Source organism: Pseudomonas sp. R15(2017) (assembly GCF_002112685.1).
GTDB classification, from domain to species: domain Bacteria; phylum Pseudomonadota; class Gammaproteobacteria; order Pseudomonadales; family Pseudomonadaceae; genus Aquipseudomonas; species Aquipseudomonas glycinae.
In genome coordinates, this window is sequence record NZ_NEII01000001.1 from 649,520 (window position 1) to 673,791 (window position 24,272).

The following is a 24,272-nucleotide window of genomic DNA, read 5'->3' on the forward strand; positions in this document are numbered from 1 at the left end:
GTTTCTGAAAATGCTCAGTCGATAAACAGGTCTGTCATCAACTTCGCATCACTCCCCGGATCAAAGCGGTAATGATCGAACTCGGTTACGCCGCTCTCCTGCAAAATCTCCTCATCAATCAGCAACCGCCCGGTAATCCGCCGCCCGCTGCTACTCAAAATCACATGCGCCGCATCCGCCATGATCTGCGGCGTGCGCGCATGCTTGAACGACTCCCGATTGCCCAGCTGAAATTCGATGGCCGCCGTGGCGATCATGGTCTGCGGCCACAGCGAATTGACGCTGATCCCGTAGTTGGCGAATTCCTCGCTCATCCCGACCGTCAGCATGCTCATGCCGTACTTGGTCACGGTGTAGGGGCTGTACTGGGCGAACCACTTACTGGCCAGATTCAGCGGCGGTGACAGGTTAAGGATGTGCCCGGAGGATTTCTTCAGGTAGGGCAGGGCCGCCTGGCTGCACAGCAAAACCGCGCGGGTGTTGATCTGGTGCATCAGGTCGAAACGCTTGAGCTCGATGTGCTGCACACCGGTCAACTTGATCGCCCCGGCGTTATTCACCAGCGCATCAATCCCACCGAAATGTTCATTGGCCTGAGCCAGCGCCTGTCGCACCGCCTCCTCATCCCGCACATCCAGTTGAAGCGCCAAGGCCTTGCCGCCGGCCGCTTCGACTTCAGCGGCGACGCTGTGGATGGTGCCGGGCAACTTGGCGTGCGGCTCGGCGCTCTTGGCCGCGATCACGATATTGGCCCCGTCCCGCGCGGCCCGCAGCGCAATCTCGCGCCCGATGCCACGGCTGGCGCCAGTGATGAACAAGGTTTTGCCTTTTAGCGACATGCGCAAGCTCCTGCTTATTGTTATGTGAGCGATGGCTCGACAGACAATGTAGACCAAGCAGTGAAGGTAACGCGGTCTCAGATCGTTCCCACGCTCCGCGTGGAAATGCAGCCTTTGATGCTCCGCGTCATGACGGTGCCTGGCGTTGCATCGGCGGTGCGGCAGGAACGCGGAGCGTCCCGGTATGCATTCCCACGCAGAGCGTGGGAACGATCAGGAAGCGATCTGCGTGTGGGATATCAGGGGCTTCAGTACCAGCGCTGAACCTCGATCAACCCATCCAGCCCTGCATAGTTTCGGGCGCTCGAATACCGCCAGTGCTCCGGCAGCTCCACATAACCACGCTTTACCGGGTTGTTGTGGATGTAATCGAGTTTCTGGCGCATGACTTCTTCGCTGTAGTCCATCTCCGCGTGAGCACCTTCCTGCCACATCTGATACACCCGATCTTCCTTGTGTGCCCGTTTGCTGAAGCGAAGGCGCTTCAATGCTCTTTCTGCACCCCTGTTTTGCAGGTCATCGATGATCTGTCGGGCTGTGAAGGATTTGAACTGGCTCAGGCATTTGCTCAGGTCAGGCGCCTGGGCGACGAAGTGCAGGTGGTTTTCCAGGATCACGTAGCCGTAGAGTTTCAGTTGCCGGTGGGTTTGTTGATAGCGCCAACAGTTGAGCAGGTGGTCGACGAGGTAAGGGCGGACGAACAGTGGCAGCCACTCCACCAGCGTGCAGGTCAGGAAGTGAGGCTTTTCGGGTTCGGTGATGGTGTAGCGGCTTCGGCCCATGGGATTCATCCTTGAATCTTGCGGTGCTGTTGAGAGGAACGCGGAGCGTCCCCGGATGCATTCCCACGCGGAGCGTGGGAACGAGAAGAGTGGGGTCGATAAAGTGATCTCGCTAGCAGAGACGTCTGTAGTGAAGGTGGGAAAAGTCAACATAGAGTCGGCGTTTGATCGTTCCCACGCTCTGCGTGGGAATGCAGCCCTCGACGCTCCGCGTCATGGCGGTGGCAGGCGTTGCATCGGCGGTGCGGCAGGAACGCGGAGCGTCCCGGGAGGCATTCCCACGCGGAGCGTGGGAACGATCAAGGAGGAGGCGATCAGGCCGACATGACGTCGCGGATGTCGCGTGCCAGTTCGCGTACGCGTTCTTCCTCGGTGTCCCACGAGCACATGAAGCGGGCGCCGCCCTTGCCGATGAAGGTGTAGAAGCGCCAGCCGCGAGCTGTCAGGGCGGCGATGGCCGGTTCCGAGAGTTGCAGGAACACGCCGTTGGCCTGGACCGGGAACATCAGTTCCACGCCCGGGATGTCGCTGACCAGTTCAGCCAGCAGTTGCGCGCAGTGGTTGGCGTGGCGGGCGTATTTGAGCCAGGCGTCGTTTTCCAGGATGCCGACCCACGGCGCCGACAGGAAACGCATCTTCGAAGCCAGTTGCCCGGCCTGTTTGCAGCGGTAGTCGAAGTCTTCGGCCAGTTTGTGGTTGAAGAACAGGATCGCCTCACCCACCGCCATGCCGTTTTTCGTGCCGCCGAAGCACAACACGTCGACGCCGGCCTTCCAGGTCAGGTCCGCGGGTGAGCAGCCGAGGAATGCGCAGGCGTTGGAGAACCTCGCGCCGTCCATGTGCAGGTTCAGGCCCAGTTCCTTGCAGGTGTCGCTGATGGCACGGACTTCTTCCGGGGTGTAGACACTGCCGACCTCGGTGGCCTGGGTCAGCGTCACCACGCGCGGTTTCGGGTAGTGGATGTCCTGGCGCTTGAGGGCGACTTCGCGGATCGAGGCCGGGGTGATCTTGCCGTTTTCAGTGCCGGCGATCAGCAGTTTCGAACCGTTGGAGAAAAATTCCGGTGCGCCGCATTCGTCGGTTTCGACGTGGGCGGTTTCCGAGCAGATCACGCTGTGGTAACTCTGGCACAGCGACGACAGCGCCAGCGAGTTGGCGGCGGTGCCGTTGAAGGCGAAGAACACTTCGCAATCGGTCTCGAACAGCTTGCGGAAATCATCCGAGGCGCGGGCTGTCCATTCATCGTCGCCATAGGCGCGCTGGTGGCCGTGGTTGGCCTGTTCCATGGCAGCCCAGGCTTCAGGGCAGATACCGGAGTAGTTGTCGCTGGCGAATTGTTGGCTCTTGTCGGTCATGGCCGGCTTCCGTGATCGGTGCGCTTGTGGCGCTCCGTTGGTCAATGAGGGTGCGCACTTTACCGAAGATCATCCGGGGAGCACACGGGATGTCGCTGTCAGAACTTTACAAGGATGCGAGCCGATTATGCACCTGAGCCAGCGTGACGGCGCACTCGATCTGCTCAAGTGGCTGGCGCTGCTGAGCATGCTGCTCGATCACCTGCGATATGTCGGGATCAGCGCCGATTGGCTGTATGTGCCGGGGCGGCTGGCGTTCCCGTGGTTCTGCCTGGCGATGGCGGCGAATCTGGCGCGGGACGGCACGCGCAAGACCGAATGGCGCTATCTGGGCTGGTTGCTGCTGTTCAGCCTGCTCAGCGAGATTCCCTACCGTTTGTACATTCCCGAGCCCGACACCTTGAACGTGATGCCCACGCTGGCGCTGGGTTTGCTGGTGGCGCGGGGCTGGCAGGATCAGGCACTGGTTTCGCGATTGCTGGCTGTCGGCGCCTTGCTGGTGGCCGCGTTGTTCCCGGAGCGACTGATGTTCGGTCTGTTCGGCGTCCTGCTGCCGCTGGCGACGCTGCTGGTGTTTCGCAAACCCTGGTATTTCAGCCTGTTGCCGGGCCTGCTGTGTCTGGCCGCGAATCAATGGCGGGTGCTCTACGAATCCGCGCAGTTCGGCAACATGGTCGCCATCCTCGGCATTGCCACCTGTCTGTTTGCGCCAATGCTCGGAATGTTCCTGTTGCGACATGGGCGACATCTTCAGCCACCTCCGATGCACCGCTGGGCGTATGCCCTCTATCCCGCGCATTTCCTGCTGCTGCTCGCCGTCCGCCAACTCTTCACATAACCCTGTGGGAGCTGGCTTGCCAGCGATAGCGGTGGGTCAGCCACCATCAATGTCGGATGTGCCGCCGCCATCGCTGGCAAGCCAGCTCCCACAAGGTTTTCCGGTGTTTTCGAGATCGAGTCTGGCAATGGCATTTCGGGCCATGTCGTAAACGCACCTTTGCGTGGCGTCCGTAGGCATTTGACCTCCCTGCGCCGGCCATACCATCGCATCAAAGGGCACTGGCTGAGCGCCGTGCCTTACCGAGACGAATGGCGCACAGATGCCGCTGGGAGAGACGCGATGTTCAGCAAGCAAGACCAGATCCAGGGTTACGACGATGCACTGCTGGCGGCGATGAATGCCGAGGAGCAACGTCAGGAAGATCACATCGAGCTGATCGCGTCGGAGAACTACACCAGCAAACGCGTCATGCAAGCGCAAGGCAGCGGCCTGACCAACAAATACGCCGAAGGCTATCCGGGCAAGCGCTACTACGGTGGCTGCGAGCACGTCGACAAGGTCGAAGCGCTGGCCATCGAACGCGCCAAGCAACTGTTCGGCGCCGATTACGCCAACGTCCAGCCGCACTCCGGTTCTTCGGCCAACAGCGCCGTGTACCTCGCGCTGCTGCAAGCGGGCGACACCATTCTGGGCATGAGCCTGGCCCACGGTGGTCACCTGACCCACGGCGCCAAGGTTTCGTCCTCGGGCAAGCTGTACAACGCCGTGCAGTACGGCATCGACACCAAGACCGGCCTGATCGATTACGACGAAGTCGAGCGTCTGGCTGTCGAGTGCAAACCGAAGATGATCGTCGCCGGTTTCTCGGCCTACTCGAAAACCCTCGACTTCCCGCGCTTCCGTCAGATCGCCGACAAGGTTGGCGCCCTGCTGTTCGTCGACATGGCGCACGTCGCCGGTCTGGTGGCCGCCGGTCTGTACCCGAACCCGCTGCCTTACGCCGACGTGGTCACCACCACGACGCACAAGACCCTGCGCGGTCCACGTGGCGGCCTGATCCTGGCCAAGGCCAACGAAGAAATCGAGAAGAAGCTCAACGCGGCGGTATTCCCCGGCGCTCAGGGCGGCCCTCTGATGCACGTCATCGCCGGCAAGGCCGTGTGCTTCAAGGAAGCGCTGGAGCCTGGCTTCAAGGCCTATCAGCAACAAGTGATCGACAACGCCCAGGCGATGGCGAGCGTATTTATCAAACGTGGCTACGATGTAGTGTCCGGCGGCACCGACAATCACCTGTTCCTGGTCAGCCTGATCCGTCAGGGCCTCACCGGTAAGGACGCCGACGCCGCCCTCGGTCGCGCTCACATCACCGTCAACAAGAACGCCGTACCGAACGACCCGCAGTCGCCGTTCGTGACCTCCGGCCTGCGCATCGGCACCCCGGCGGTGACCACCCGCGGCTTCAAGGTGACCCAGTGCGTGACGCTGGCCGGCTGGATCTGCGACATCCTCGACAACCTCGGCGATGCCGATGTCGAGGCCAACGTCGCCCAGCAGGTTTCGGCCCTGTGCGCTGACTTCCCGGTTTATCGCTGAGCGTTCTGGAGTACATGACTATGCAACGCTATTCGGGCTTCGGCCTCTTCAAACACTCCCTCAGCCACCACGAAAACTGGCAGCGCATGTGGCGCACGCCGACCCCGAAAAAGGTCTACGACGTGGTCATCGTCGGCGGCGGCGGGCACGGTCTGGCGACGGCCTACTATCTGGCCAAAGAACACGGCATCACCAACGTGGCCGTGGTCGAGAAGGGCTGGCTGGGCGGCGGCAACACCGCGCGCAACACCACCATCGTTCGCTCCAACTACCTGTGGGACGAGTCGGCGCACCTGTACGAACACGCGATGAAACTGTGGGAAGGCCTGTCTCAGGACCTGAACTACAACGTGATGTTCTCCCAGCGCGGCGTCTACAACCTGTGCCACACCCTGCAGGACATCCGTGATTCCGAGCGTCGGGTCAGCGCCAACCGCCTCAACGGCGTGGACGGCGAACTGCTCAACGCCAAGCAAGTCGCGGACGAAATTCCGTACCTCGACTGCTCGAAAAACACCCGCTACCCGGTGATGGGCGCAACCGTTCAGCGTCGCGGTGGCGTGGCCCGTCACGATGCCGTGGCGTGGGGTTTTGCCCGTGCCGCCGACGCACTCGGCGTGGACCTGATCCAGCAGACCGAAGTGATCGGTTTCCGCAAGGAAAACGGCGTGTGCATCGGTGTTGAAACCAACAAGGGCTTCATCGGCGCCAAACGCGTCGGTGTGGTCACCGCCGGTAACTCCGGGCACATGGCCAAGCTGGCCGGTTTCCGTCTGCCGATCGAGTCGCACCCGTTGCAGGCACTGGTGTCCGAGCCGATCAAACCGATCATCGACAGTGTGATCATGTCCAACGCCGTGCACGGTTACATCAGCCAGTCCGACAAGGGCGACCTGGTGATCGGCGCCGGTATCGACGGCTACAACGGCTACGGCCAGCGCGGTTCGTACCCGGTGATCGAGCACACCATCCAGGCCATCGTCGAGATGTTCCCGGTGCTGTCGCGAGTGCGCATGAACCGTCAGTGGGGCGGTATCGTCGACACCACGCCGGATGCGTGCCCGATCATTTCGAAAACCCCGGTACCGAACATGTTCTTCAACTGCGGTTGGGGCACTGGTGGCTTCAAGGCCACACCTGGCTCGGGCAACGTGTTTGCCGCGAGTCTGGCCAAGGGTGAAATGCACCCGCTGGCCGCTCCTTTCTCCATCGACCGTTTCCACAACGGTGCGTTGATCGACGAACACGGCGCTGCGGCTGTCGCCCACTAACAGGAGAAATCCCCATGTTGCATATCTTCTGTCCTCACTGCGGCGAACTGCGCTCCGAAGAGGAATTCCACGCATCCGGTCAGGCGCACATCCCGCGTCCGCTGGATCCGAACAGCTGCACCGACGAGGAGTGGGGCAACTACATGTTCTTCCGCGACAACCCTCGCGGTCTGCACCACGAGTTGTGGGATCACGTCGCCGGTTGCCGCCAGTACTTCAACGTCACCCGCGACACCGTGACCTACGAGATTCTCGAAACCTACAAGATCGGCACCAAGCCGCAATTCACCGACAAGGCTGACACTGCGAAAACAGCCACGACGGCGCTGGGAGAGAAGGTATGAGCCAGACCAATCGCCTGTCCAACGGTGGACGGATCGACCGCAACAAAGTGCTGAGCTTCACCTTCAACGGCCAGACCTACAAAGGTTTTGAAGGCGACTCGCTGGCCGCAGCCCTGCTGGCCAACGGCGTTGACATCATTGGCCGCAGCTTCAAGTATTCACGTCCGCGCGGCATCTTCGCCGCCGGTGCCGAAGAGCCGAACGCGGTGCTGCAGATCGGTGCTACCGAAGCCACCCAGATCCCTAACGTGCGCGCCACGCAACAGGCGTTGTACCAGGGCCTGGTCGCCACCAGCACCAACGGCTGGCCGAGCGTCAACAACGACATGATGGGGATTCTCGGCAAGGTCGGCGGCAAGCTGATGCCGCCGGGCTTCTACTACAAAACCTTCATGTACCCGCAATCGTTCTGGATGACTTACGAAAAGTACATTCGTAAGGCCGCAGGTCTTGGTCGTTCGCCGACCGAAGTCGATCCGGACACCTACGACTACATGAACCAGCACTGCGACGTGCTGATCGTCGGCGCCGGCCCGGCCGGTCTGGCCGCTGCCCTGGCTGCTGCCCGCAGCGGTGCCCGGGTGATCATCGCCGATGAACAGGAAGAGTTCGGCGGCAGCCTGCTCGACTCCCGCGAAAGCCTCGACGGCAAGCCTGCGATGGAGTGGGTCGCCAGCGTCATCGCTGAGCTGAAGAATACTCCGGACGTGCTGCTGTTGCCGCGCGCCACGGTCAACGGTTACCACGACCACAACTTCCTGACCATTCATGAACGCCTCACCGATCACCTCGGTGACCGCGCGCCGATCGGCCAGGTGCGTCAGCGCATTCACCGCGTCCGCGCCAAGCGTGTGGTGCTGGCGACCGGCGCTCACGAGCGTCCGCTGGTCTACGGCAACAACGACGTGCCGGGCAACATGCTCGCCGGTGCGGTGTCGACTTACGTGCGCCGTTACGGCGTGGCACCGGGCAAGAAACTGGTGCTGTCGACCAACAACGATCACGCCTACCGCGTGGCGCTGGACTGGCTCGACGCCAGCCTGCAAGTCGTCGCCATCGCCGACGCCCGCAGCAATCCGCGTGGCGCACTGGTTGAAGAGGCGCGCGCCAAAGGCATTCGCATCCTCACCGGCAGCGCCGTGATCGAGGCCCGTGGCAGCAAGCACGTCACCGCTGCCCGCGTGGCGGCGATCGATGTCAAAGGCCACAAGGTCACCAGCCCCGGCGAATGGCTCGACTGCGACCTGATCGCCAGCTCCGGCGGTTACAGCCCGGTGGTTCACCTGGCGTCGCACCTCGGCGGCAAGCCGATCTGGCGCGAAGACATCCTCGGTTTCGTACCGGGCGAAGCACCGCAGAAACGCGTGTGCGTCGGTGGCATCAACGGCGTCTACGGTCTCGGCGACTCCCTGGCTGACGGTTTTGAAGGCGGCGTGCGAGCGGCGTCCGAAGCCGGTTTCCAGACCGTTGAAGCCGTGTTGCCGAAAGCCCTGAGCCGTCTCGAAGAACCAACCCTGGCGCTGTTCCAGGTGCCGCACGAGAAAGGCACTTCCCGGGCGCCGAAGCAGTTCGTCGACCTGCAGAACGACGTCACCGCCGCCGCCATCGAACTGGCGACCCGCGAAGGTTTCGAGTCGGTCGAACACGTCAAACGCTACACCGCGCTGGGCTTCGGCACCGATCAGGGCAAGCTCGGCAACGTCAACGGTCTGGCGATTGCCGCTCGCTCGCTGAACGTGACCATCCCGCAGATGGGCACCACGATGTTCCGTCCGAACTACACGCCGGTGACGTTTGGCGCGGTAGCTGGCCGTCACTGCGGGCACATCTTCGAACCGGTGCGTTACACCGCACTGCATCAATGGCACCTGAAAAACGGCGCCGAGTTCGAAGACGTCGGTCAGTGGAAGCGTCCGTGGTACTTCCCGAAAAACGGCGAAGACATGCATGCCGCCGTCAAGCGCGAATGCAAGGCCGTGCGCGACAGCGTCGGTCTGCTGGACGCTTCGACCCTGGGCAAGATCGACATCCAGGGCCCGGACGCCCGCGAGTTCCTCAACCGCGTGTACACCAACGCCTGGACCAAGCTCGACGTGGGCAAGGCCCGTTACGGCCTGATGTGCAAGGAAGACGGCATGGTCTTCGACGACGGTGTGACGGCGTGTCTGGCCGACAACCATTTCGTCATGACCACTACCACCGGCGGCGCGGCTCGCGTACTGCAGTGGCTGGAGCTGTACCACCAGACCGAATGGCCGGACCTGAAGGTGTACTTCACCTCCGTCACCGACCACTGGGCGACCATGACCCTGTCCGGCCCGAACAGCCGCAAGCTGCTCAGCGCCGTGACCGACATCGACCTGGCCAATGAAGCGTTCCCGTTCATGACCTGGAAAGAAGGTCTGGTCGGCGGTGTGCCGGCGCGGGTGTTCCGCATCTCGTTCACCGGTGAGCTGTCGTACGAAGTCAACGTCCAGGCCGACTACGCGATGGGCGTGCTGGAAAAAATCGTCGAGGCGGGCAAGCAGTACAACCTGACCCCGTACGGCACTGAAACCATGCACGTCTTGAGGGCGGAGAAGGGCTTCATCATCGTCGGCCAGGACACCGACGGCTCGATGACCCCGGACGACCTGAACATGGGCTGGTGCGTCGGTCGCACCAAGCCGTTCTCGTGGATCGGCCAGCGCGGCATGAACCGTGAAGACTGCGTGCGTGACCAGCGTAAACAACTGGTGGGCCTGAAGCCGATCGATCCGAACGTCTGGCTGCCGGAAGGTGCACAGCTGGTGTTCAACACCAAGCAGTCGATCCCGATGACCATGGTCGGCCACGTGACCTCCAGCTATGCGCACAACTCCCTCGGCTATTCGTTTGCCATGGGTGTGGTGAAGGGCGGTCTCAAGCGCATGGGCGAGCGGGTGTTCGCACCGCTGGCGGATGGCAGCGTGATCGAGGCGGAAATCGTTTCTTCGGTGTTCTTCGATCCGAAAGGCGATCGCCAGAACATTTGATACTGATCGTTCCCACGCTTTGCGTGGGAATGCATCCCGGGACGCTCCGCGTCCCAAGAGCGGACGCAGAGCGTCCATGGCGGCATTCCCACGCAGAGCGTGGGAACGATCAAACAAAAGAATAGGTGTTTTATGACCGCAGCCAACGTTTACCAACAACGCCCGACCACCGGGGCCAAGGCCGAGTCGTCGCTGCATCATGCCGACCTCGCCAGCCTGGTCGGCAAGGGCCGCAAGAACGCCGGCGTGACCGTGCGCGAGAAGAAACTCCTCGGCCATCTGACCATCCGTGGCGACGGCCACGATGCCGCATTCGCTGCCGGTGTGCACAAAGCGTTGGGCATCGAATTGCCGGGTGCCCTGAGCGTGATCGTCAAAGGTGAAACCAGCCTGCAATGGATGGGCCCGGACGAGTGGCTGCTGATCGTGCCGAGCGGTGAAGAGTTCGCTGCCGAGCAGAAACTGCGCGAAGCGCTGGGCGATCTGCACATCGCAATCGTCAACGTCAGCGGCGGCCAGCAGTTGCTCGAACTGAGCGGCCCGAACGTGCGTCAGGTGCTGATGAAATCCACCAGCTACGACGTGCACCCGAACAACTTCCCGGTCGGCAAGGCGGTCGGCACGGTGTTCGCCAAGTCGCAGCTGATGATCCGCCACACCGCCGAAGACACCTGGGAACTGCTGATCCGCCGCAGCTTCTCGGATTACTGGTGGTTGTGGTTGCAGGATGCGTCCGCCGAATACGGCCTTAGCGTTCAGGCCTGATCAGGAGAAAACGATGAGCCGCGCCCCGGATACATGGATTCTGACCGCCGACTGCCCCAGCGTTCTCGGCACCGTGGACGCGGTGACGCGTTTTCTGTTCGAGCAGGGCTGCTACGTCACCGAGCACCACTCGTTCGATGACCGGCTCTCGGGCCGCTTCTTCATTCGGGTGGAGTTCCGTCAGCCCGACGGTTTTGACGAGCAGTCCTTCCGCGCCGGCCTCGCCGAACGCGGTCAGGCGTTCGGCATGATCTTCGAGCTGACTGCGCCGAACTACCGGCCAAAAGTGGTGATCATGGTCTCCAAGGCCGATCACTGCCTCAACGACTTGCTCTATCGCCAGCGCATCGGCCAGTTGTCGATGGACGTGGCGGCGGTGGTGTCCAACCATCCGGACCTCAAGCCGCTGGCCGACTGGCACCAGATTCCCTACTACCATTTCCCCCTCGACCCCAACGACAAACCGGCCCAGGAGCGGCAGGTGTGGCAGGTGATCGAAGAGGCCGGCGCTGAACTGGTGATCCTCGCCCGCTACATGCAGGTGCTGTCGCCGGAGCTGTGCCGCAAGCTCGATGGCAAGGCGATCAACATTCACCACTCGCTGCTGCCGGGCTTCAAGGGCGCCAAGCCGTATCACCAGGCCTACAACAAGGGCGTGAAACTGGTCGGCGCTACCGCGCACTACATCAATAACGACCTGGACGAGGGGCCGATCATCGCCCAGGGCGTCGAGGCGGTGGATCACAGTCACTACCCCGAGGACCTGATCGCCAAGGGCCGCGACATCGAAGGCCTGACCCTGGCCCGGGCTGTCGGGTATCACATCGAAAGAAGGGTTTTCTTGAACGCCAACAGAACCGTCGTTCTTTAGATCGCCATTGCGAGCAGGCTCGCTCCCACAGGGTTTTGTGTCGTTCACAAAATTTGAATCCAACCAGAATCCCTGTGGGAGCTGGCTTGCCAGCGATGAGGCCATAACAGGCAACACAAGCATCAGCATCTGTACCCGAGCACTTAACGCGCTGCCTGCCTGGGCGGCGCGGTTCCATAAAAACAACAGCGAGGTGAAAGCATGTCTGGCAATCGTGGTGTGGTGTATCTCGGCGCTGGCAAGGTCGAAGTACAGAAAATCGACTATCCGAAAATGCAGGATCCGCGCGGCAGGAAGATTGAGCACGGTGTCATCCTGCGTGTGGTTTCAACCAACATTTGCGGCTCCGACCAGCACATGGTGCGCGGCCGTACCACCGCTCAGGTCGGTCTGGTGCTGGGACACGAGATCACCGGTGAAGTGATCGAGAAGGGCAGCGACGTCGAAAGCCTGAAAATCGGCGATCTGGTGTCCGTTCCGTTCAACGTGGCTTGCGGGCGCTGCCGTTCCTGCAAGGAGCAACACACCGGCGTCTGCCTGACCGTCAACCCGGCCCGTGCCGGTGGTGCCTACGGTTACGTCGACATGGGCGACTGGACTGGTGGCCAGGCCGAGTACGTGCTGGTGCCGTACGCCGACTTCAACCTGCTGAAACTGCCGGACCGCGACAAGGCCATGGAGAAAATCCGTGACCTGACCTGCCTCTCCGACATTCTGCCGACCGGTTACCACGGCGCCGTTACCGCTGGCGTCGGTCCGGGCAGCACCGTTTACATCGCGGGCGCAGGCCCGGTCGGTCTGGCCGCTGCTGCTTCGGCCCGTCTGCTGGGCGCGGCGGTGGTGATCGTCGGCGACGTCAACACCATCCGCCTGGCCCACGCCAAGGCTCAGGGTTTCGAAATCGTCGACCTGTCGAAAGACACCCCGCTGCACGAACAGATCGCCGCGCTGCTGGGCGAGCCTGAAGTGGATTGCGCGGTGGACTGCGTGGGCTTCGAAGCCCGTGGTCATGGTCACGACGGCGTCAAATCCGAAGCCCCGGCCACCGTACTCAACTCGCTGATGGGCGTAGTGCGCGTAGCCGGCAAGATCGGTATTCCGGGACTGTACGTGACTGAAGATCCGGGTGCTGTCGATGCCGCCGCGAAAATGGGCAGCCTGAGCATCCGCTTCGGCCTCGGCTGGGCCAAATCCCACAGCTTCCACACCGGTCAGACCCCGGTGATGAAGTACAACCGTCAGCTGATGCAGGCGATCATGTGGGACCGCATCAACATCGCCGAAGTGGTGGGCGTGCAGGTCATCAGCCTCGACCAGGCGCCGGAAGGTTACGGCGAGTTCGATGCCGGCGTGCCGAAGAAGTTTGTGATTGATCCGCATAAGTTGTTCAGTGCGGCGTAAGTTGCATAGATGAAAAAGGGCAGCCCGTCGGGCTGCCCTTTTGCGTTGCATACGCTTCAAAAATTAAGTTGTTTGGCTCGTTACTGGAACGGGCAGTCCCCAACGTTCCCGCTCTTTGTCGCACACTGATCGTTCTTCCAGTTCAGACCGGAAGGCGTGATGGGTTTCCCGGGTTTCCAGACCAAAGATGCCGCTAGTGAGGGACGATTTTTCCCATCTTCGTACTGGCAGACGGCCCTGGCGTTATCCTTATCATCTTTTTCCTTGAGGCGTACAGCGGTGAAGAGAAGGCTCCGGACCTCCGATTCACTGGCAGTGGCAGGATCGACGTCAACCGGTATCGCTAATTCGGGGTTCATCTGCGCGACGAACCTGCCGTCCGGCAGTTTTATAAATGTTGTGACAGCGGGGCAATCGGCATAGGCCGTGCTGGTGAGAGCAACGGCGACCAGCGCAGCAGCAAATGTTTTTTTCAACATTACTCGTACTCCGTTACGGGATTGAGCTGTAATGCTGTCTGTTAATGTTCCATTCGTTAACTGTCATAAATGACAGGTTTTAAGCATTTTTCGAAATAACCGCTGTCGGTTTTTAAAATTTCTGAGCTAAAGGCCGTCGTCTTGTGGCGTTTCTTTAAAGGAAAATGATCTTTACCGGCTGGAACATGCCGACGGTCCTCCGGTCAAACCGGCAGTTTGAGCGCCTGTATCCGGCGCAATCCACGCCACAAGAGGATGTCTGAATGAAGATTTCACGCGGTTTTGCCCTGGCATCGCTCCTGACCCTGGCGGCAGGGCCGGTGTTTGCCGGTTTCAGTTTGAATGACGTGGCCGGTGCGGTATCGGGCATGCAAGGCGGGGACAAGGCCGCCGCCGCGGCACCGACCTCGGAAACCGCCGGTCTGTTGAGTGCCTTGAGCGCGCTGAACGTCACGCCGCAGCAAGCGGTCGGCGGCACCAGTGCGATGTTGGGACTGGCGAAGAACCAGCTGAGCAACACGGACTATTCCGAGCTGGCCAAGGAAGTGCCGGGCATCGACAAGCTGTCGGGCGGCGCTGGCAATCTGGCGGCGCTGAGCGGTTTGCTCGGCTCGTCGGGCAAGTCCGCCGGGCTGGAAAATGCGCTGGGCAACGTCAAGGACACCAATGACCTGAACAACGCCTTCGGTGCGCTGGGCATGGACAGCGGGATGGTTGGCCAGTTTGCCCCGATCCTGCTGCAATACCTCGGTCAGCAGGGTGTCGGCGGCTCGTTGCTGCAAAGCCTGGGCAGCATCTGGGGCACCGGCACCAACGGTTGACTCAGCGGCGCTCGCCCTTGAGTTCGGCGATGCGCTGATCCTTGAGGGTCCAGAGCTGGTTGACCCAGTTCTGGACCTTCTCGCGAAACGCCGGATCGTTTTCGTAATCGCCCTGCCACAGGGCCGGATCCAGCTCGCGGGTCTGGATGTCGACGATCACGCGTGGCACGTTGCCGCTGATCAGGTCCCAGAACCCCGGAATCTTCTGCTGTGGATAAACCACGGTCACATCGAGAATCGCGTCCAGCTGTTCGCCCATCGCCGCCAGTACGAACGCCACGCCGCCGGCCTTGGGCTTGAGCAGATGGCTGAACGGTGACTGCTGCTGAGTGCTTTTGGCGGCGGTGTAACGGGTGCCTTCCAGATAATTCACCACCGTCACCGGCTGGCGCTTGAACAGCTCGCACGCGGCTTTGGTGATTTCCAGATCCTTGCCGGCCAACTCGGGGTTCTTCGCCAGGAATGCCTTGGTGTAGCGCTTCATGAACGGGTAGTCCAGCGCCCACCAGGCCAGGCCCAGGAACGGCACCCAGATCAGCTCTTTCTTGAGGAAGAACTTGAAGAATGGCGTGCGCCGGTTGAGGGTCTGGATCAGCGCCGGGATATCGACCCAGGACTGATGATTGCTGATCACCAGGTAGGAAGTGTCGCTGCGCAGGTTTTCGCCGCCGCGAATGTCCCATTGCGTGGGGATGCACAGGCGGAAGATCAGCTTGTCGATTTCCGCCCAGGTTTCGGCGATCCACATCACCGCCCACGAAGCGTAGTCGCGAAAGCGCCCCGGCAGAATCAGCTTGAGCAGGGCAAACACCATCAGCGGGCCGAACAGCACCAGGGTGTTGGACAACAGCAGCAGGGTGACGAAACAGCCGGTGAGCAGGCGGCGCATAAGCAACTCTTGGAAAACGGATGGGCGCGCCATGATAAGTGGCTTCGGCCGACAGGCCAAATCCGCCGGTGACGAATGTTTCACCTGTGGGGCGTTAGTCTGATCGTTCCCACGCTCTGCGTGGGAACGCCGCCGGGGACGCTCTGCGTCCCTGTGACGCGGAGCGTCACCTGATGCATTCCCACGCGGAGCGTGGGAACGATCAAGTAAACAACGGTCTAAAATCTCGCGTCTGACGCCCCCATTTCCCAAGGAAGCCCTTTACGTGAAATCCCTCCTTGCACTGCTTTCCCTCGTCGCCCTGCCGGTCCTGGCAGCCGAGCCGACCCTGTACGGTCGTTACGAATACATCGCGCTGCCGGAAATCGGCGGCGAAGTGCTCAAGGCCAAGATGGACACCGGCGCACTGACTGCCTCGCTGTCGGCCAAGGACATCGAGACGTTCAAGCGCGACGGCGAAGACTGGGTGCGTTTCCGTCTGGCCACCAAGGACGCCAGCAACAAGGTGTACGAACACAAGGTTGCGCGGATCAGCAAGATCAAGAGTCGCTCGGATGAAGAAGACGAGGGCGAAAGCACCGAAGTGGCCAAGCGCCCGGTAGTCGATCTGGAGCTGTGCCTGGGCGACGTCAAGCGTACCGTGGAGGTCAACCTGACCGACCGCAGCAACTTCAACTACCCGTTGCTGATCGGTGCCAAGGCCCTGCGCGAGTTCGGCGCGGCGGTGAACCCGGCGCGACGCTTCACTGCTGACAAACCTGATTGCTGAAGCAAGTGGTCTCATTGACGTAACGCCGGGCTTGGGGCACCGTTCGCGCACTTAACCCACAGGCTCGGACGCCATGCCTCATATCCTGATTGTCGAAGACGAAGCGGCGATTGCCGACACGCTGATTTTTGCCTTGCAGGGCGAGGGCTTCACCACGACCTGGCTGAGCCTGGGCGCAGCGGCGCTGGAGCATCAGCGCCAGACCCCGGCGGATCTGATCATCCTCGACATCGGTTTGCCGGACATCAGTGGCTTCGAAACCTGCAAGCAACTGCGTCGCTTCAGTGAAGTGCCGGTGCTGTTTCTCAGTGCGCGCAATGCCGAGATTGACCGGGTGGTGGGTCTGGAAATCGGCGCCGACGATTACGTGGTCAAGCCGTTCAGCCCACGGGAAGTGGCGGCGCGGGTCCGGGCGATTCTCAAGCGCATGGCGCCACGCCCGGCCATCGAGGCGTCCTCGGCGCTGTTTCGCATCGATCCCGAACGTGTACAGATCAGCTATCGCGGCCAACCCCTGAGCCTGACCCGCCACGAATTCCGTCTGCTGCAATGCCTGCTCGAACAGCCCGAGCGGGTGTTCAGCCGCGAGCAGTTGCTCGATGCGCTGGGGGTGGCGGCGGACGCCGGGTACGAGCGCAGCATCGACAGCCATATAAAAAGCGTGCGCGCCAAATTGCGTCTGGTGCGTGCCGAAGCCGAGCCGATCCAGACCCACCGCGGCCTCGGCTACAGCTACAGTCCGGGGCACAGCTGATGTCGCTGGGGCTGCGGATTTTCCTGGTGTACGTCCTGTTCATCGGCCTGACCGGGTATTTCGTGCTCAACACGGTGATGGAAGAAATCCGCCCCGGCGTGCGCCAGTCCACCGAAGAAACCCTGGTCGATACCGCCAACCTGATGGCAGAAATCCTGCGGGACGATTTCAAGGCCGGCACCCTCAACCAGAATCGCTGGCCGCAGCTGCTCCGCGCCTATGGCGAACGCCAGCCGAAGGCGACGATCTGGGGCCTGGCGAAAAACCAGGTCAACCACCGGATCTACGTTACCGACGCCAAGGGCATCGTGGTGCTGGACTCCAGCGGTGTTGCGGTCGGTCAGGACTACTCGCGCTGGAACGACGTCTACCTGACCCTGCGCGGCGAATACGGCGCACGCTCCAGCCGCAGTGACCCGAATGATCCGAATTCTTCAGTGATGCACGTCGGTGCGCCGATCCGCGACAACGGCGCGATCATCGGCGTGGTCACCGTGGCCAAACCCAACAGTTCACTGCAACCCTATGTCGATCGCACCGAACGCCGCTTGCTCGGTTACGGCGCCGGATTGATCGGCCTCGGCCTGTTGCTTGGCGCCGTGCTGTCGTGGTGGCTCAGTCGCGCGCTGCACCGCTTGACCGTGTACGCCCAGGCCGTGAGCGAGGGCCGTCGGGTGGCGGTGCCGCACTATCGCGGCGGCGAGCTGGAGCAGTTGGCGACCGCCGTGGAACAGATGCGCACCCAGCTCGAAGGCAAGGCCTACGTCGAGCGCTATGTGCACACCCTGACCCATGAATTGAAGAGCCCCCTGGCCGCCATTCGTGGTGCCGCCGAGTTGTTGCAGGACGAGATGTCGGCGGATCAGCGATTGCGTTTTGTCGGCAACATCGACAGTGAAAGTGCCCGGATGCAGCAGTTGATCGAGCGCCTGCTCAATCTTGCTCAGGTCGAACAGCGGCAGGGTCTTGAGGAACGCGTCGCAGTGCCATTGGCGGCGCTGGTGGATGAGCTGTTACAGGCTCAAATGGCACGCATCGAAGGCCGGCAACTGCGGATCGAGCAAACCATCGCGCCGGATCTGGCGTTGATAGGCGAGCCGTTTCTGTTGCGTCAGGCGCTGGGCAATTTGCTGGAGAACGCACTGGATTTCACCCCGTCGCACGGTCTGCTGCGCTTCGGCGCCGAGAAAATCGGTGAGCGGGTCGAGCTTCGCCTGTTCAACGAAACCACGCCGATTCCCGACTACGCCTTGCCGCGCTTGAGCGAGCGCTTCTACTCCCTGCCACGCCCGGACAGCGGACGTAAAAGCACTGGTCTCGGGCTCAATTTTGTCGAAGAGGTGGTCAAGTTGCACGGTGGTTCGATGCGCATCGGCAACGTCGAAGCCGGGGTGGAAGTCGTTCTGCAGTTGTAGTCTCCACACAAACTCCACATTCCTCCCACAAAACCCCCACATCCTCTTTGCAGACTCTGCCCATCGAAACAGGGAGAGTCCCATGAACAAAAGTCTGACGATAAAACTCGGGGCCATTGCCCTGCTGATCCTGGTATTGCTGGTACCGCTGCTGATGATCGACGGCATCATCGACGATCGCCAGCAACTGCGTGACGGTGTGCTCGAAGACATCGCCAGAAGCTCAAGCTACAGCCAGCAACTCAGCGGGCCGGTGATGGTTGTGCCGTATCGCAAAGTTGTTCGCACCTGGAAGACCAAAGAGAAGAGCGACGAGCGTTATCAGGAAATCGGCGAAGAACGCGGACGCCTGTATTTCCTCCCGGAACGCTTTGAACTCGACGGCCAGGTGCAGACCGAGCTGCGCGCGCGTGGCATTTACGAGGCGCGGCTGTTCCATGCCGATAACCGTATCAGCGGGCATTTCTCGGTGCCTGCGCAGTTGGGAGTCAAGGAAGACTTTGCCGATTACACCTTCGATGCGCCGTTCCTTGCAGTCGGCATCAGCGACATTCGCGGGATTGAAAACGCGCTGAAGCTGGAACTGGGCGCGCAGCGTCTGGACTTCGTGCCCGGCACCCAGGTCGGCTGGCTGGGCGAGGGTGTGCGAGTGACGCTGCCGGCGCTGGACACCAGCAAGACCACGGAACTGGCCTTCGGCTTCGACCTGCGCCTGCAAGGCACCGGCTCGTTGCAAGTGCTGCCGGTGGGCAAGACCAGTCGGGTGAACCTCGCTGCCAACTGGCCGCACCCAAGCTTCATCGGCAACTTTCTGCCGGCCAAACGCGAGATCAACGATCAGGGTTTCACCGCCGATTGGCAGACCTCGTTTTTCTCCACCAATTTGCAGGAGGCGATGAGCCGTTGTGTGTCGGGCAACGATTGCGAGGCGTTCAACGGGCGCAGTTTCGGCGTGAGCTTCATCGATCCGGTGGATCAGTACCTGAAGAGTGACCGGGCGATCAAATATGCGCTGCTGTTCATCGTCCTGACGTTCGCCGGGTTCTTCCTGTTCGAAGTGCTGAAAAGCCTGGCGGTGCACCCGGTGCAATACGCGTTGGTGGGTGTGGCGCTGGCGTTCTTTTATCTGTTGCTGCTGTCGTTGTCGGAGCACATCGGGTTTGCCCTGGCGTATCTGTTGTCGGCCAGCGGTTGCGTGCTGTTGATCGGTTTCTATGTCTGCCACGTGCTGCGCAGCGTGCGGCATGGCTTGAGTTTTTCGGCGGGGCTGGCGGCGTTGTACGGCTTGCTCTACGGCTTGCTGAGCGCCGAGGATTACGCGCTGCTGATGGGTTCGCTGCTGCTGTTCGGTCTGCTCGGTGTGTTCATGGTGCTGACCCGCAATCTGGACTGGTACGGGATCGGGCAGAAACCGGCCAAACCGCTGCAATTCGATATCGGAGCGGTGCAATGAGCCGGTTTGTGGGATTGCGTGAGGAGCAGCGGGAGGCCGAGGTGTTGATGACGCTGATCTTTGCCTCGTTGCCTCCCGCCCGGTGCGTCAAGCCTTCGGCATGGTCGCAATCATCGACGGCCGCTGGCTCACTTCAAAGAACCAGTTGGCCAGTTGCGGATTGGCGTCACGCCAGCCCAGATCCGGGAAGCGCAGGTCGAGATAACCCAGTGCACAGGCCACGCTGATCGCGGCGACGTCGAAGTGACAGGTCAGTTCGGCAATCGCGTCGCGCTCCAGCAAGGCGAGGGCGCGGCGGATCTTCTCGCGCTGGGCTTCGAGCCATTCGTCCCAGTGTTTTTCCGGGGCGCGCAGCACTTGCTCGTAACGCACCATGACCGAGGCGTCCATGATCCCGTCGGCCATCGAGGCCAGGGTCAGGCGCCGCCAGCGGGCCGAGCCGTCGCGGGGGATCAGCGGGTTGCCGACGTGCTGGTGGTCGAGGTAATCGAGGATCACCCGGCTGTCATGGATGACATTGCCGTCGGCCAGGCGCAGGGCCGGGATCTTGCCCAGCGGGTTGTCTGCGTTGAGGGCGGCGTCCGGGCTGACAGGGCTGAGCACGCAGTCCTGCAGCGCGACGCGATCCTGCTGGCCGGTCTCGTGCAGCAGCACCATGACTTTGCGCACGAACGGGGACAGGGTGTTGTGGAACAGGGTCATGCTGGGAGCGGACATCGGCAGGGTCTCGGTCAGGGGCAATGACGGGCAGCATAGCGCGTTGCCCGTCAGGCTCAAGCCGTTCAGCGGCGTTGCAGCAATCCGCGCAGGGCAATGACTGCCGGAATGCCCAGACCAATCCAGCTCAGGCCATCCCAGATCCCGTCGCCCAGCAACGCCGCGAACAGGCCCGCCGCACTCAGCAGCGCGATCACCAGCGGTGTGCTGAAGACCTTCCAGAAATTCGACTGACGCGGCTTCATGCAGAGGCCTGCGCCGGTTCCAGCATCGGTTTCGCGGCCTTGCGCCGTACCACCCACAAGTACACGCCGCTGGCGAGGACGATGATGGTCAGCACGTCCAATGTGGCCCAGAGAATTTTCATCGGCATGCCGCCGTAGTCACCGAAGTGCAGCGGCTGCGACATGCCCATGGCGTCCATGTACCACGGTCGTTCTGCGACCGCCGTCACTTGCAGGGTGCTGGCGTCGATCAGCACCGGGGTCAGCAGGTGCGAGGTCAGGTGGGTGCCGCCCTTCATGAACACCGAGTAATGGTGCTCGCTGGAGAAACGGGTGCCGGGGAAGGCGATGAAGTCCGGTTTCATGCCCGGTGCGACTTCGTTGGCGATATCCAGCAGTCGCGTGGCCGGGGCGAGGTGGATCAGCGGCGGGACATCGCGGTAGGGCGCGATCATGGCGTTGAGCGAATCGTTGCGCCATGCAGCGATGATCAGATCGGCGCAGGCGCTGATCACCCCGGTCACGCCGACCACCAGCGCCCAGGTCAGGGTGACCACGCCGATCAGGTTATGCAGGTCGAGCCAGCGCAGGCGGGTGGATTTGTCCTGGCGCACGGTGCCGAACGCCAAGCGGCGCATGAACGGCAGGTACAACACCGTGCCGGACACGATCGCGACCACGAACAGCAAACCCATGAACGCCAGCAGTAATTTGCCCGGCAGCCCGGCGAACATGTCGACGTGCAGGCGCAGGATGAACAGCATCAGCCCACCGTTGGCCGAAGGCATTTCCAGGGCTTCGCCGGTGCGCGCGTCGAGCATGAAGGTGTGCGAGGAATTGGGCTCGGTGCCGGCGGTCCTGGCCATGATCGTCAGCACGGCATTCGGTTCGTCGTCTTCGAAGCCGAAGTACTGCACGACCTCGCCGGGGCGATGCTTCTCCGCCGCTTCGACCAGTTGCGCCAGGTTCAGATGCGGCGTGTTCGCCGGCATCCCCCGCAACTCGGGCGCATCGCCCAGCAGGTGGTCGATCTCGTGATGGAAAATCAGCGGCAGGCCGGTCAGGGCCAGCAGCAGCAAAAACACGGTGCAGATCAGGCTGGTCCAGGTGTGGACCAAGGACCAGCGGCGAATTGTTTTACTTTTCATTTCATGACCTTCAAAAACACCCAAGCCGTCCACGAGGGACGGCCTGGTTGCAGGGCCTGTTCAGCTCAGGCGCTTACCACTTGTAAGTGGCGCTGGCGACGACACTGCGCTGGTCGCCGTAGTAGCAGTAGAAGCTGTCGCAAGTGGAGATGTAGTCCTTGTCCAGCAAGTTGGTGGCGTTGAGTGCCAGCGACGCGCCTTTGAGGCTGTTGTCCAGACGGCCGAGGTCGTAATGCACGGCGGCGTCGAACACGGTGTACGCGTCCGCCTTGCCCAGCCAGGTATTGGCTTTGTCGCCGTAGGTGTTGCCGGTGTAGCGCGCGCCGGCGCCGATGCCGAAGCCGTCGAGCACACCGCTGTGCCAGGTGTAATCGGCCCACAGCGAGGCTTGCTGATTCGGCATCAGTTGCAGACGGTTGCCCTTGTCGGCGCCGTTCTGCACTTCGGACTTGGCCAGGGTGTACGCGGCGATGACCTTCAGGTTGTCGGTGACGTCGGAGACGGCTTCCAGCTCAAGGCCTTTGACCTTCACTTCGCCGGTCTGACTGGTGATCGATACGCCGTTGACGAACGAGCTGACCGAGACATTTTTCTGGGTCAGGTCATACACGGCTGCCGTCAGCAGGGTCTTGCTGCCCGGTGGCTGGTACTTGATGCCCAGTTCCCACTGCTTGCCTTCGGTCGGTTTGAGCGATTCGGTCGACGAGGCGTCGGCGCCGGTGGTCGGCTGGAACGATTCGGCGTAGGACAGGTACGGCACGAAACCGGAATCGAACACGTAGCTGATCGCCGCGTTACCGCTGAACGCCTTGTCACGCTGGGTGTTGGTGGCGTCGCCCTTGTTGATGAATTGAGTGCTGGTGTGCACCCAGTCTTCCCGGCCGCCGAGGGTCAGGCGCCATTGGTCCAGGGCCATCTGGTCCTGAACGTAGAGGCCGGTCTGGTAGGTCTTCTGGTTGTAGTCATAGAACGCGGTGGTGCGCGCCGGACGCACGATCGGCTGACCATGGATCGGATTGTTCACGTTGATCTCCGGCGCGCTGCCGAAGATCGAGGTGTAGTTGGTGTTGCTGCGCTGGTGATCCAGACCCAGCAGCAGGGTGTGGCGGATGTCGCCGGTGGCGAAGTCGGCCTGGAAGTTGTTGTCCACGGCGAACTGGCTGATGTCTTCGTCGACGATGGTGGTGGTACGGCCGACGTTGCCGTCATTGTCCACTTGAGTGAACGGGTAGGAGCCGACGGTGATGCCCTGGAACGACAGATCCGACTTGGTGTAGCGCAGGTTCTGCTTGAACTGCCACACATCGTTCAGGCGATGTTCGAAGGCATAGCCCAGCGCGTAATAGGTGCGGTCGTAGTATTCCCAGTCCGGATCGCCCAGGTTCTTGTGATGGGAAACCTTGCCGAACGGCATGTCGATCTTGGTGCCCTGCACCGGCAGGAACTGGCTGGTGATGCCGGTATCGTCGCGGGTGAACTGGGTCAGCAGGGTGAATCTGGTGTCGTCGTCGATGTTCCAGGTCAGGCTCGGCGCGATGTTGTAGCGCTTGTTGTCGACGTGGTCGATCTGCGTGCCGCTGTCACGTACCACACCGCTGAGGCCGTAGAGAAACTGGCCGGCGTCATCGATCTTGCCGGTGCTGGCGAAGTTGATCTGGCGGTGGTTGTCGCTGCCGTATTGCAGTTGGATTTCGCTGCTCTGCACATCGCTCGGGCGACGGCTGACCATGTCCAGCAGGCCGCCCGGCGGGGTCTGGCCGTAGACGGACGAGGCCGGGCCGCGCAGCAGGGCGAGGCGATCGAGGTTCCAGGTTTCCTGTTTCGGGTTGGCGTACACGCCTTTTGGCAGGGGCAGGCCGTCGAGGAACTGAGTCGGTTCGAAACCGCGTACGCGCAGCCAGTCGGCGCGGGTGTCGCTGCCGTAGCTGCTGGCGGTGATCCCCGGCATATAGCGCACGGCGTCATCGAGGCTGTGCACGCCGCGGTCTTCCATTTGCTGGCGTGTGGCGACCGAAATCGAACGCGGTGCTTCGACCAGCGCGGTGTCGGTCTTGGTGCCGGCGGCGGTGCGGGTGGCGGTGTAGCCTTCGACCGGGCCCCAGGCGCTTTCGAAGTTTTCCACGCCGATCACCGAGGTTTCCGGCAGAGCCATCGCGCCTTCCGGCACGGCGACCAGGGTGTAGGTGCCGGTGCTGCTCTGTTCCAGTTGCAGACCGGTGCCGCGCAGGGCCGCGCGCAGGGCGCCGGCCGCGTCATATTGGCCGTTGACCGGCGCCGAGGTCTTGCCCGCCGCCAGCGACGGGTTCAGCGACAGCGTGAGGCCGCCCTGGCTGGCGATCTGATTCAGGGTGGTCGACAACGGAGCCGCCGGCAGGTTGTAGGCGCGTACGCTCGACGCCTGTTCAGCGGCGATCAGTTGGCTGCTGGCCAGCGGGGTGCAGAGGGCAATGGCGACCGCCAGCAAACTGGGGCGCAACAAGGTGTCTAGCGAACGGGACATACGGCGGCTCCTGAATGGAAATATTTCTCAATTGCCTGTGTGCCGGACGAGATTCGAAAAGTGATAGGGCTGGATGAAAATAATTTC

22 protein-coding genes are annotated in these 24,272 nt (G+C 61.9%); 13 read left to right on the top strand and 9 right to left on the bottom strand.

What is annotated here, in order from left to right; all coding sequences use genetic code 11:
• Positions 1 to 14 precede the first annotated feature (14 nt).
• The 3 genes from CAF77_RS03040 to CAF77_RS03055 form a co-directional block, all read right to left on the bottom strand.
• Positions 15 to 839: an NAD(P)-dependent oxidoreductase gene (locus CAF77_RS03040; RefSeq protein ID WP_085654002.1), complete on the bottom strand. Its 825-nt coding sequence runs from the start codon at positions 837 to 839 to the stop codon at positions 15 to 17.
• Between the two features lie 248 nt (positions 840 to 1,087).
• Positions 1,088 to 1,621 carry a transposase gene (locus tag CAF77_RS03045; protein WP_085654003.1) on the bottom strand — a complete coding sequence of 178 codons (534 nt, stop codon included), beginning with the start codon at positions 1,619 to 1,621 and terminating at the stop codon, positions 1,088 to 1,090.
• A gap of 314 nt (positions 1,622 to 1,935) precedes the next feature.
• Entirely contained in the window at positions 1,936 to 2,976 is a 1,041-nt protein-coding gene (locus CAF77_RS03055) for a low specificity L-threonine aldolase (protein WP_064380249.1), read from the bottom strand.
• Between the two features lie 127 nt (positions 2,977 to 3,103).
• On the opposite strand from CAF77_RS03055, the gene CAF77_RS03060 reads away from it, so the two are divergent.
• From CAF77_RS03060 to fdhA, 8 genes are all read left to right on the top strand, one after another.
• A complete protein-coding gene (locus tag CAF77_RS03060; RefSeq protein ID WP_085654005.1) occupies positions 3,104 to 3,814 on the top strand; it encodes a TraX family protein in 711 nt (236 codons plus the stop codon).
• 282 nt (positions 3,815 to 4,096) lie between these two features.
• Positions 4,097 to 5,350 carry a serine hydroxymethyltransferase gene (gene glyA, locus CAF77_RS03065; protein WP_011336274.1) on the top strand — a complete coding sequence of 418 codons (1,254 nt, stop codon included), beginning with the start codon at positions 4,097 to 4,099 and terminating at the stop codon, positions 5,348 to 5,350.
• 20 nt (positions 5,351 to 5,370) lie between these two features.
• Positions 5,371 to 6,621 carry a sarcosine oxidase subunit beta gene (locus CAF77_RS03070; RefSeq protein WP_003206307.1) on the top strand — a complete coding sequence of 417 codons (1,251 nt, stop codon included), beginning with the start codon at positions 5,371 to 5,373 and terminating at the stop codon, positions 6,619 to 6,621.
• Between the two features lie 14 nt (positions 6,622 to 6,635).
• Positions 6,636 to 6,965 carry a sarcosine oxidase subunit delta gene (locus CAF77_RS03075; protein WP_085654006.1) on the top strand — a complete coding sequence of 110 codons (330 nt, stop codon included), beginning with the start codon at positions 6,636 to 6,638 and terminating at the stop codon, positions 6,963 to 6,965.
• Positions 6,962 to 9,979: a sarcosine oxidase subunit alpha gene (locus CAF77_RS03080; RefSeq protein ID WP_085654007.1), complete on the top strand. Its 3,018-nt coding sequence runs from the start codon at positions 6,962 to 6,964 to the stop codon at positions 9,977 to 9,979. The genes CAF77_RS03075 and CAF77_RS03080 overlap by 4 nt, the downstream gene beginning before the upstream one ends.
• A 132-nt stretch (positions 9,980 to 10,111) precedes the next feature.
• Complete coding sequence (locus CAF77_RS03085) at positions 10,112 to 10,744, top strand: sarcosine oxidase subunit gamma (protein ID WP_064380256.1); 633 nt, start codon at positions 10,112 to 10,114, stop codon at positions 10,742 to 10,744.
• A 13-nt stretch (positions 10,745 to 10,757) separates the two neighbouring features.
• Positions 10,758 to 11,615, top strand: coding sequence for a formyltetrahydrofolate deformylase (purU, locus tag CAF77_RS03090; RefSeq protein WP_007959808.1), 858 nt, complete (start codon positions 10,758 to 10,760; stop codon positions 11,613 to 11,615).
• 201 nt (positions 11,616 to 11,816) lie between these two features.
• Positions 11,817 to 13,016 (top strand): formaldehyde dehydrogenase, glutathione-independent, encoded by a 1,200-nt coding sequence (fdhA, locus tag CAF77_RS03095; RefSeq protein WP_011336270.1) that lies wholly within the window; start codon positions 11,817 to 11,819, stop codon positions 13,014 to 13,016.
• Between the two features lie 80 nt (positions 13,017 to 13,096).
• On the opposite strand, the gene CAF77_RS03100 is transcribed toward fdhA, so the two are convergent.
• On the bottom strand, positions 13,097 to 13,495 hold the full coding sequence (locus CAF77_RS03100; RefSeq protein ID WP_085654008.1) for a hypothetical protein: 399 nt from the start codon (positions 13,493 to 13,495) through the stop codon (positions 13,097 to 13,099).
• 263 nt (positions 13,496 to 13,758) lie between these two features.
• Between CAF77_RS03100 and CAF77_RS03105 the strand changes: the two genes are divergently transcribed.
• A complete protein-coding gene (locus CAF77_RS03105) occupies positions 13,759 to 14,316 on the top strand; it encodes a DUF2780 domain-containing protein (RefSeq protein WP_011336267.1) in 558 nt (185 codons plus the stop codon).
• Between the two features lies 1 nt (position 14,317).
• Here CAF77_RS03105 and CAF77_RS03110 read toward each other — a convergent pair whose 3' ends face one another.
• Positions 14,318 to 15,205: an acyltransferase gene (locus CAF77_RS03110; protein WP_085654009.1), complete on the bottom strand. Its 888-nt coding sequence runs from the start codon at positions 15,203 to 15,205 to the stop codon at positions 14,318 to 14,320.
• A gap of 265 nt (positions 15,206 to 15,470) precedes the next feature.
• On the opposite strand from CAF77_RS03110, the gene CAF77_RS03115 reads away from it, so the two are divergent.
• From CAF77_RS03115 to creD, 4 genes are all read left to right on the top strand, one after another.
• On the top strand, positions 15,471 to 15,974 hold the full coding sequence (locus CAF77_RS03115; protein WP_007959815.1) for an ATP-dependent zinc protease: 504 nt from the start codon (positions 15,471 to 15,473) through the stop codon (positions 15,972 to 15,974).
• 73 nt (positions 15,975 to 16,047) lie between these two features.
• Positions 16,048 to 16,728: a two-component system response regulator CreB gene (creB, locus tag CAF77_RS03120; protein WP_064380262.1), complete on the top strand. Its 681-nt coding sequence runs from the start codon at positions 16,048 to 16,050 to the stop codon at positions 16,726 to 16,728.
• The gene (creC, locus tag CAF77_RS03125) at positions 16,728 to 18,143 is read left to right on the top strand and encodes a two-component system sensor histidine kinase CreC (RefSeq protein WP_085654010.1); all 1,416 of its coding nucleotides are present in this window, start codon (positions 16,728 to 16,730) and stop codon (positions 18,141 to 18,143) included. The genes creB and creC overlap by 1 nt, the downstream gene beginning before the upstream one ends.
• Positions 18,144 to 18,225: 82 nt before the next feature.
• Positions 18,226 to 19,596, top strand: a complete 1,371-nt coding sequence (gene creD, locus CAF77_RS03130; protein WP_085654011.1) for a cell envelope integrity protein CreD — start codon at positions 18,226 to 18,228, stop codon at positions 19,594 to 19,596.
• Positions 19,597 to 19,683: 87 nt separating this feature from the next.
• On the opposite strand, the gene CAF77_RS03135 is transcribed toward creD, so the two are convergent.
• The 4 genes from CAF77_RS03135 to CAF77_RS03150 all read right to left on the bottom strand — a co-directional run bounded on the left by CAF77_RS03135 (position 19,684) and on the right by CAF77_RS03150 (position 24,185).
• Positions 19,684 to 20,313 (bottom strand): glutathione S-transferase, encoded by a 630-nt coding sequence (locus CAF77_RS03135; protein ID WP_085654036.1) that lies wholly within the window; start codon positions 20,311 to 20,313, stop codon positions 19,684 to 19,686.
• 65 nt (positions 20,314 to 20,378) lie between these two features.
• Positions 20,379 to 20,558 carry a hypothetical protein gene (locus CAF77_RS03140; RefSeq protein ID WP_064380267.1) on the bottom strand — a complete coding sequence of 60 codons (180 nt, stop codon included), beginning with the start codon at positions 20,556 to 20,558 and terminating at the stop codon, positions 20,379 to 20,381.
• Positions 20,555 to 21,685, bottom strand: coding sequence for a PepSY domain-containing protein (locus tag CAF77_RS03145; protein ID WP_085654012.1), 1,131 nt, complete (start codon positions 21,683 to 21,685; stop codon positions 20,555 to 20,557). The genes CAF77_RS03140 and CAF77_RS03145 overlap by 4 nt, the downstream gene beginning before the upstream one ends.
• 73 nt (positions 21,686 to 21,758) lie before the next feature.
• A complete protein-coding gene (locus CAF77_RS03150; protein WP_085654013.1) occupies positions 21,759 to 24,185 on the bottom strand; it encodes a TonB-dependent siderophore receptor in 2,427 nt (808 codons plus the stop codon).
• Positions 24,186 to 24,272 lie beyond the last annotated feature (87 nt).

Coding starts and splice junctions, on each gene's coding strand:
- glyA (WP_011336274.1), top strand. CDS start 4,097: ATGTTCAGCAAGCAAGACCAGATCCAGGGTTACGACGATGCACTGCTG.
- creD (WP_085654011.1), top strand. CDS start 18,226: ATGAACAAAAGTCTGACGATAAAACTCGGGGCCATTGCCCTGCTGATC.
- CAF77_RS03110 (WP_085654009.1), bottom strand. CDS start 15,205: ATGCGCCGCCTGCTCACCGGCTGTTTCGTCACCCTGCTGCTGTTGTCC.
- CAF77_RS03055 (WP_064380249.1), bottom strand. CDS start 2,976: ATGACCGACAAGAGCCAACAATTCGCCAGCGACAACTACTCCGGTATC.
- CAF77_RS03075 (WP_085654006.1), top strand. CDS start 6,636: ATGTTGCATATCTTCTGTCCTCACTGCGGCGAACTGCGCTCCGAAGAG.
- CAF77_RS03145 (WP_085654012.1), bottom strand. CDS start 21,685: ATGAAAAGTAAAACAATTCGCCGCTGGTCCTTGGTCCACACCTGGACC.
- CAF77_RS03150 (WP_085654013.1), bottom strand. CDS start 24,185: ATGTCCCGTTCGCTAGACACCTTGTTGCGCCCCAGTTTGCTGGCGGTC.
- creB (WP_064380262.1), top strand. CDS start 16,048: ATGCCTCATATCCTGATTGTCGAAGACGAAGCGGCGATTGCCGACACG.
- CAF77_RS03040 (WP_085654002.1), bottom strand. CDS start 839: ATGTCGCTAAAAGGCAAAACCTTGTTCATCACTGGCGCCAGCCGTGGC.
- CAF77_RS03070 (WP_003206307.1), top strand. CDS start 5,371: ATGCAACGCTATTCGGGCTTCGGCCTCTTCAAACACTCCCTCAGCCAC.
- purU (WP_007959808.1), top strand. CDS start 10,758: ATGAGCCGCGCCCCGGATACATGGATTCTGACCGCCGACTGCCCCAGC.
- CAF77_RS03135 (WP_085654036.1), bottom strand. CDS start 20,313: ATGTCCGCTCCCAGCATGACCCTGTTCCACAACACCCTGTCCCCGTTC.
- creC (WP_085654010.1), top strand. CDS start 16,728: ATGTCGCTGGGGCTGCGGATTTTCCTGGTGTACGTCCTGTTCATCGGC.
- CAF77_RS03085 (WP_064380256.1), top strand. CDS start 10,112: ATGACCGCAGCCAACGTTTACCAACAACGCCCGACCACCGGGGCCAAG.
- CAF77_RS03100 (WP_085654008.1), bottom strand. CDS start 13,495: ATGTTGAAAAAAACATTTGCTGCTGCGCTGGTCGCCGTTGCTCTCACC.
- CAF77_RS03140 (WP_064380267.1), bottom strand. CDS start 20,558: ATGAAGCCGCGTCAGTCGAATTTCTGGAAGGTCTTCAGCACACCGCTG.
- CAF77_RS03060 (WP_085654005.1), top strand. CDS start 3,104: ATGCACCTGAGCCAGCGTGACGGCGCACTCGATCTGCTCAAGTGGCTG.
- fdhA (WP_011336270.1), top strand. CDS start 11,817: ATGTCTGGCAATCGTGGTGTGGTGTATCTCGGCGCTGGCAAGGTCGAA.
- CAF77_RS03105 (WP_011336267.1), top strand. CDS start 13,759: ATGAAGATTTCACGCGGTTTTGCCCTGGCATCGCTCCTGACCCTGGCG.
- CAF77_RS03080 (WP_085654007.1), top strand. CDS start 6,962: ATGAGCCAGACCAATCGCCTGTCCAACGGTGGACGGATCGACCGCAAC.
- CAF77_RS03045 (WP_085654003.1), bottom strand. CDS start 1,621: ATGGGCCGAAGCCGCTACACCATCACCGAACCCGAAAAGCCTCACTTC.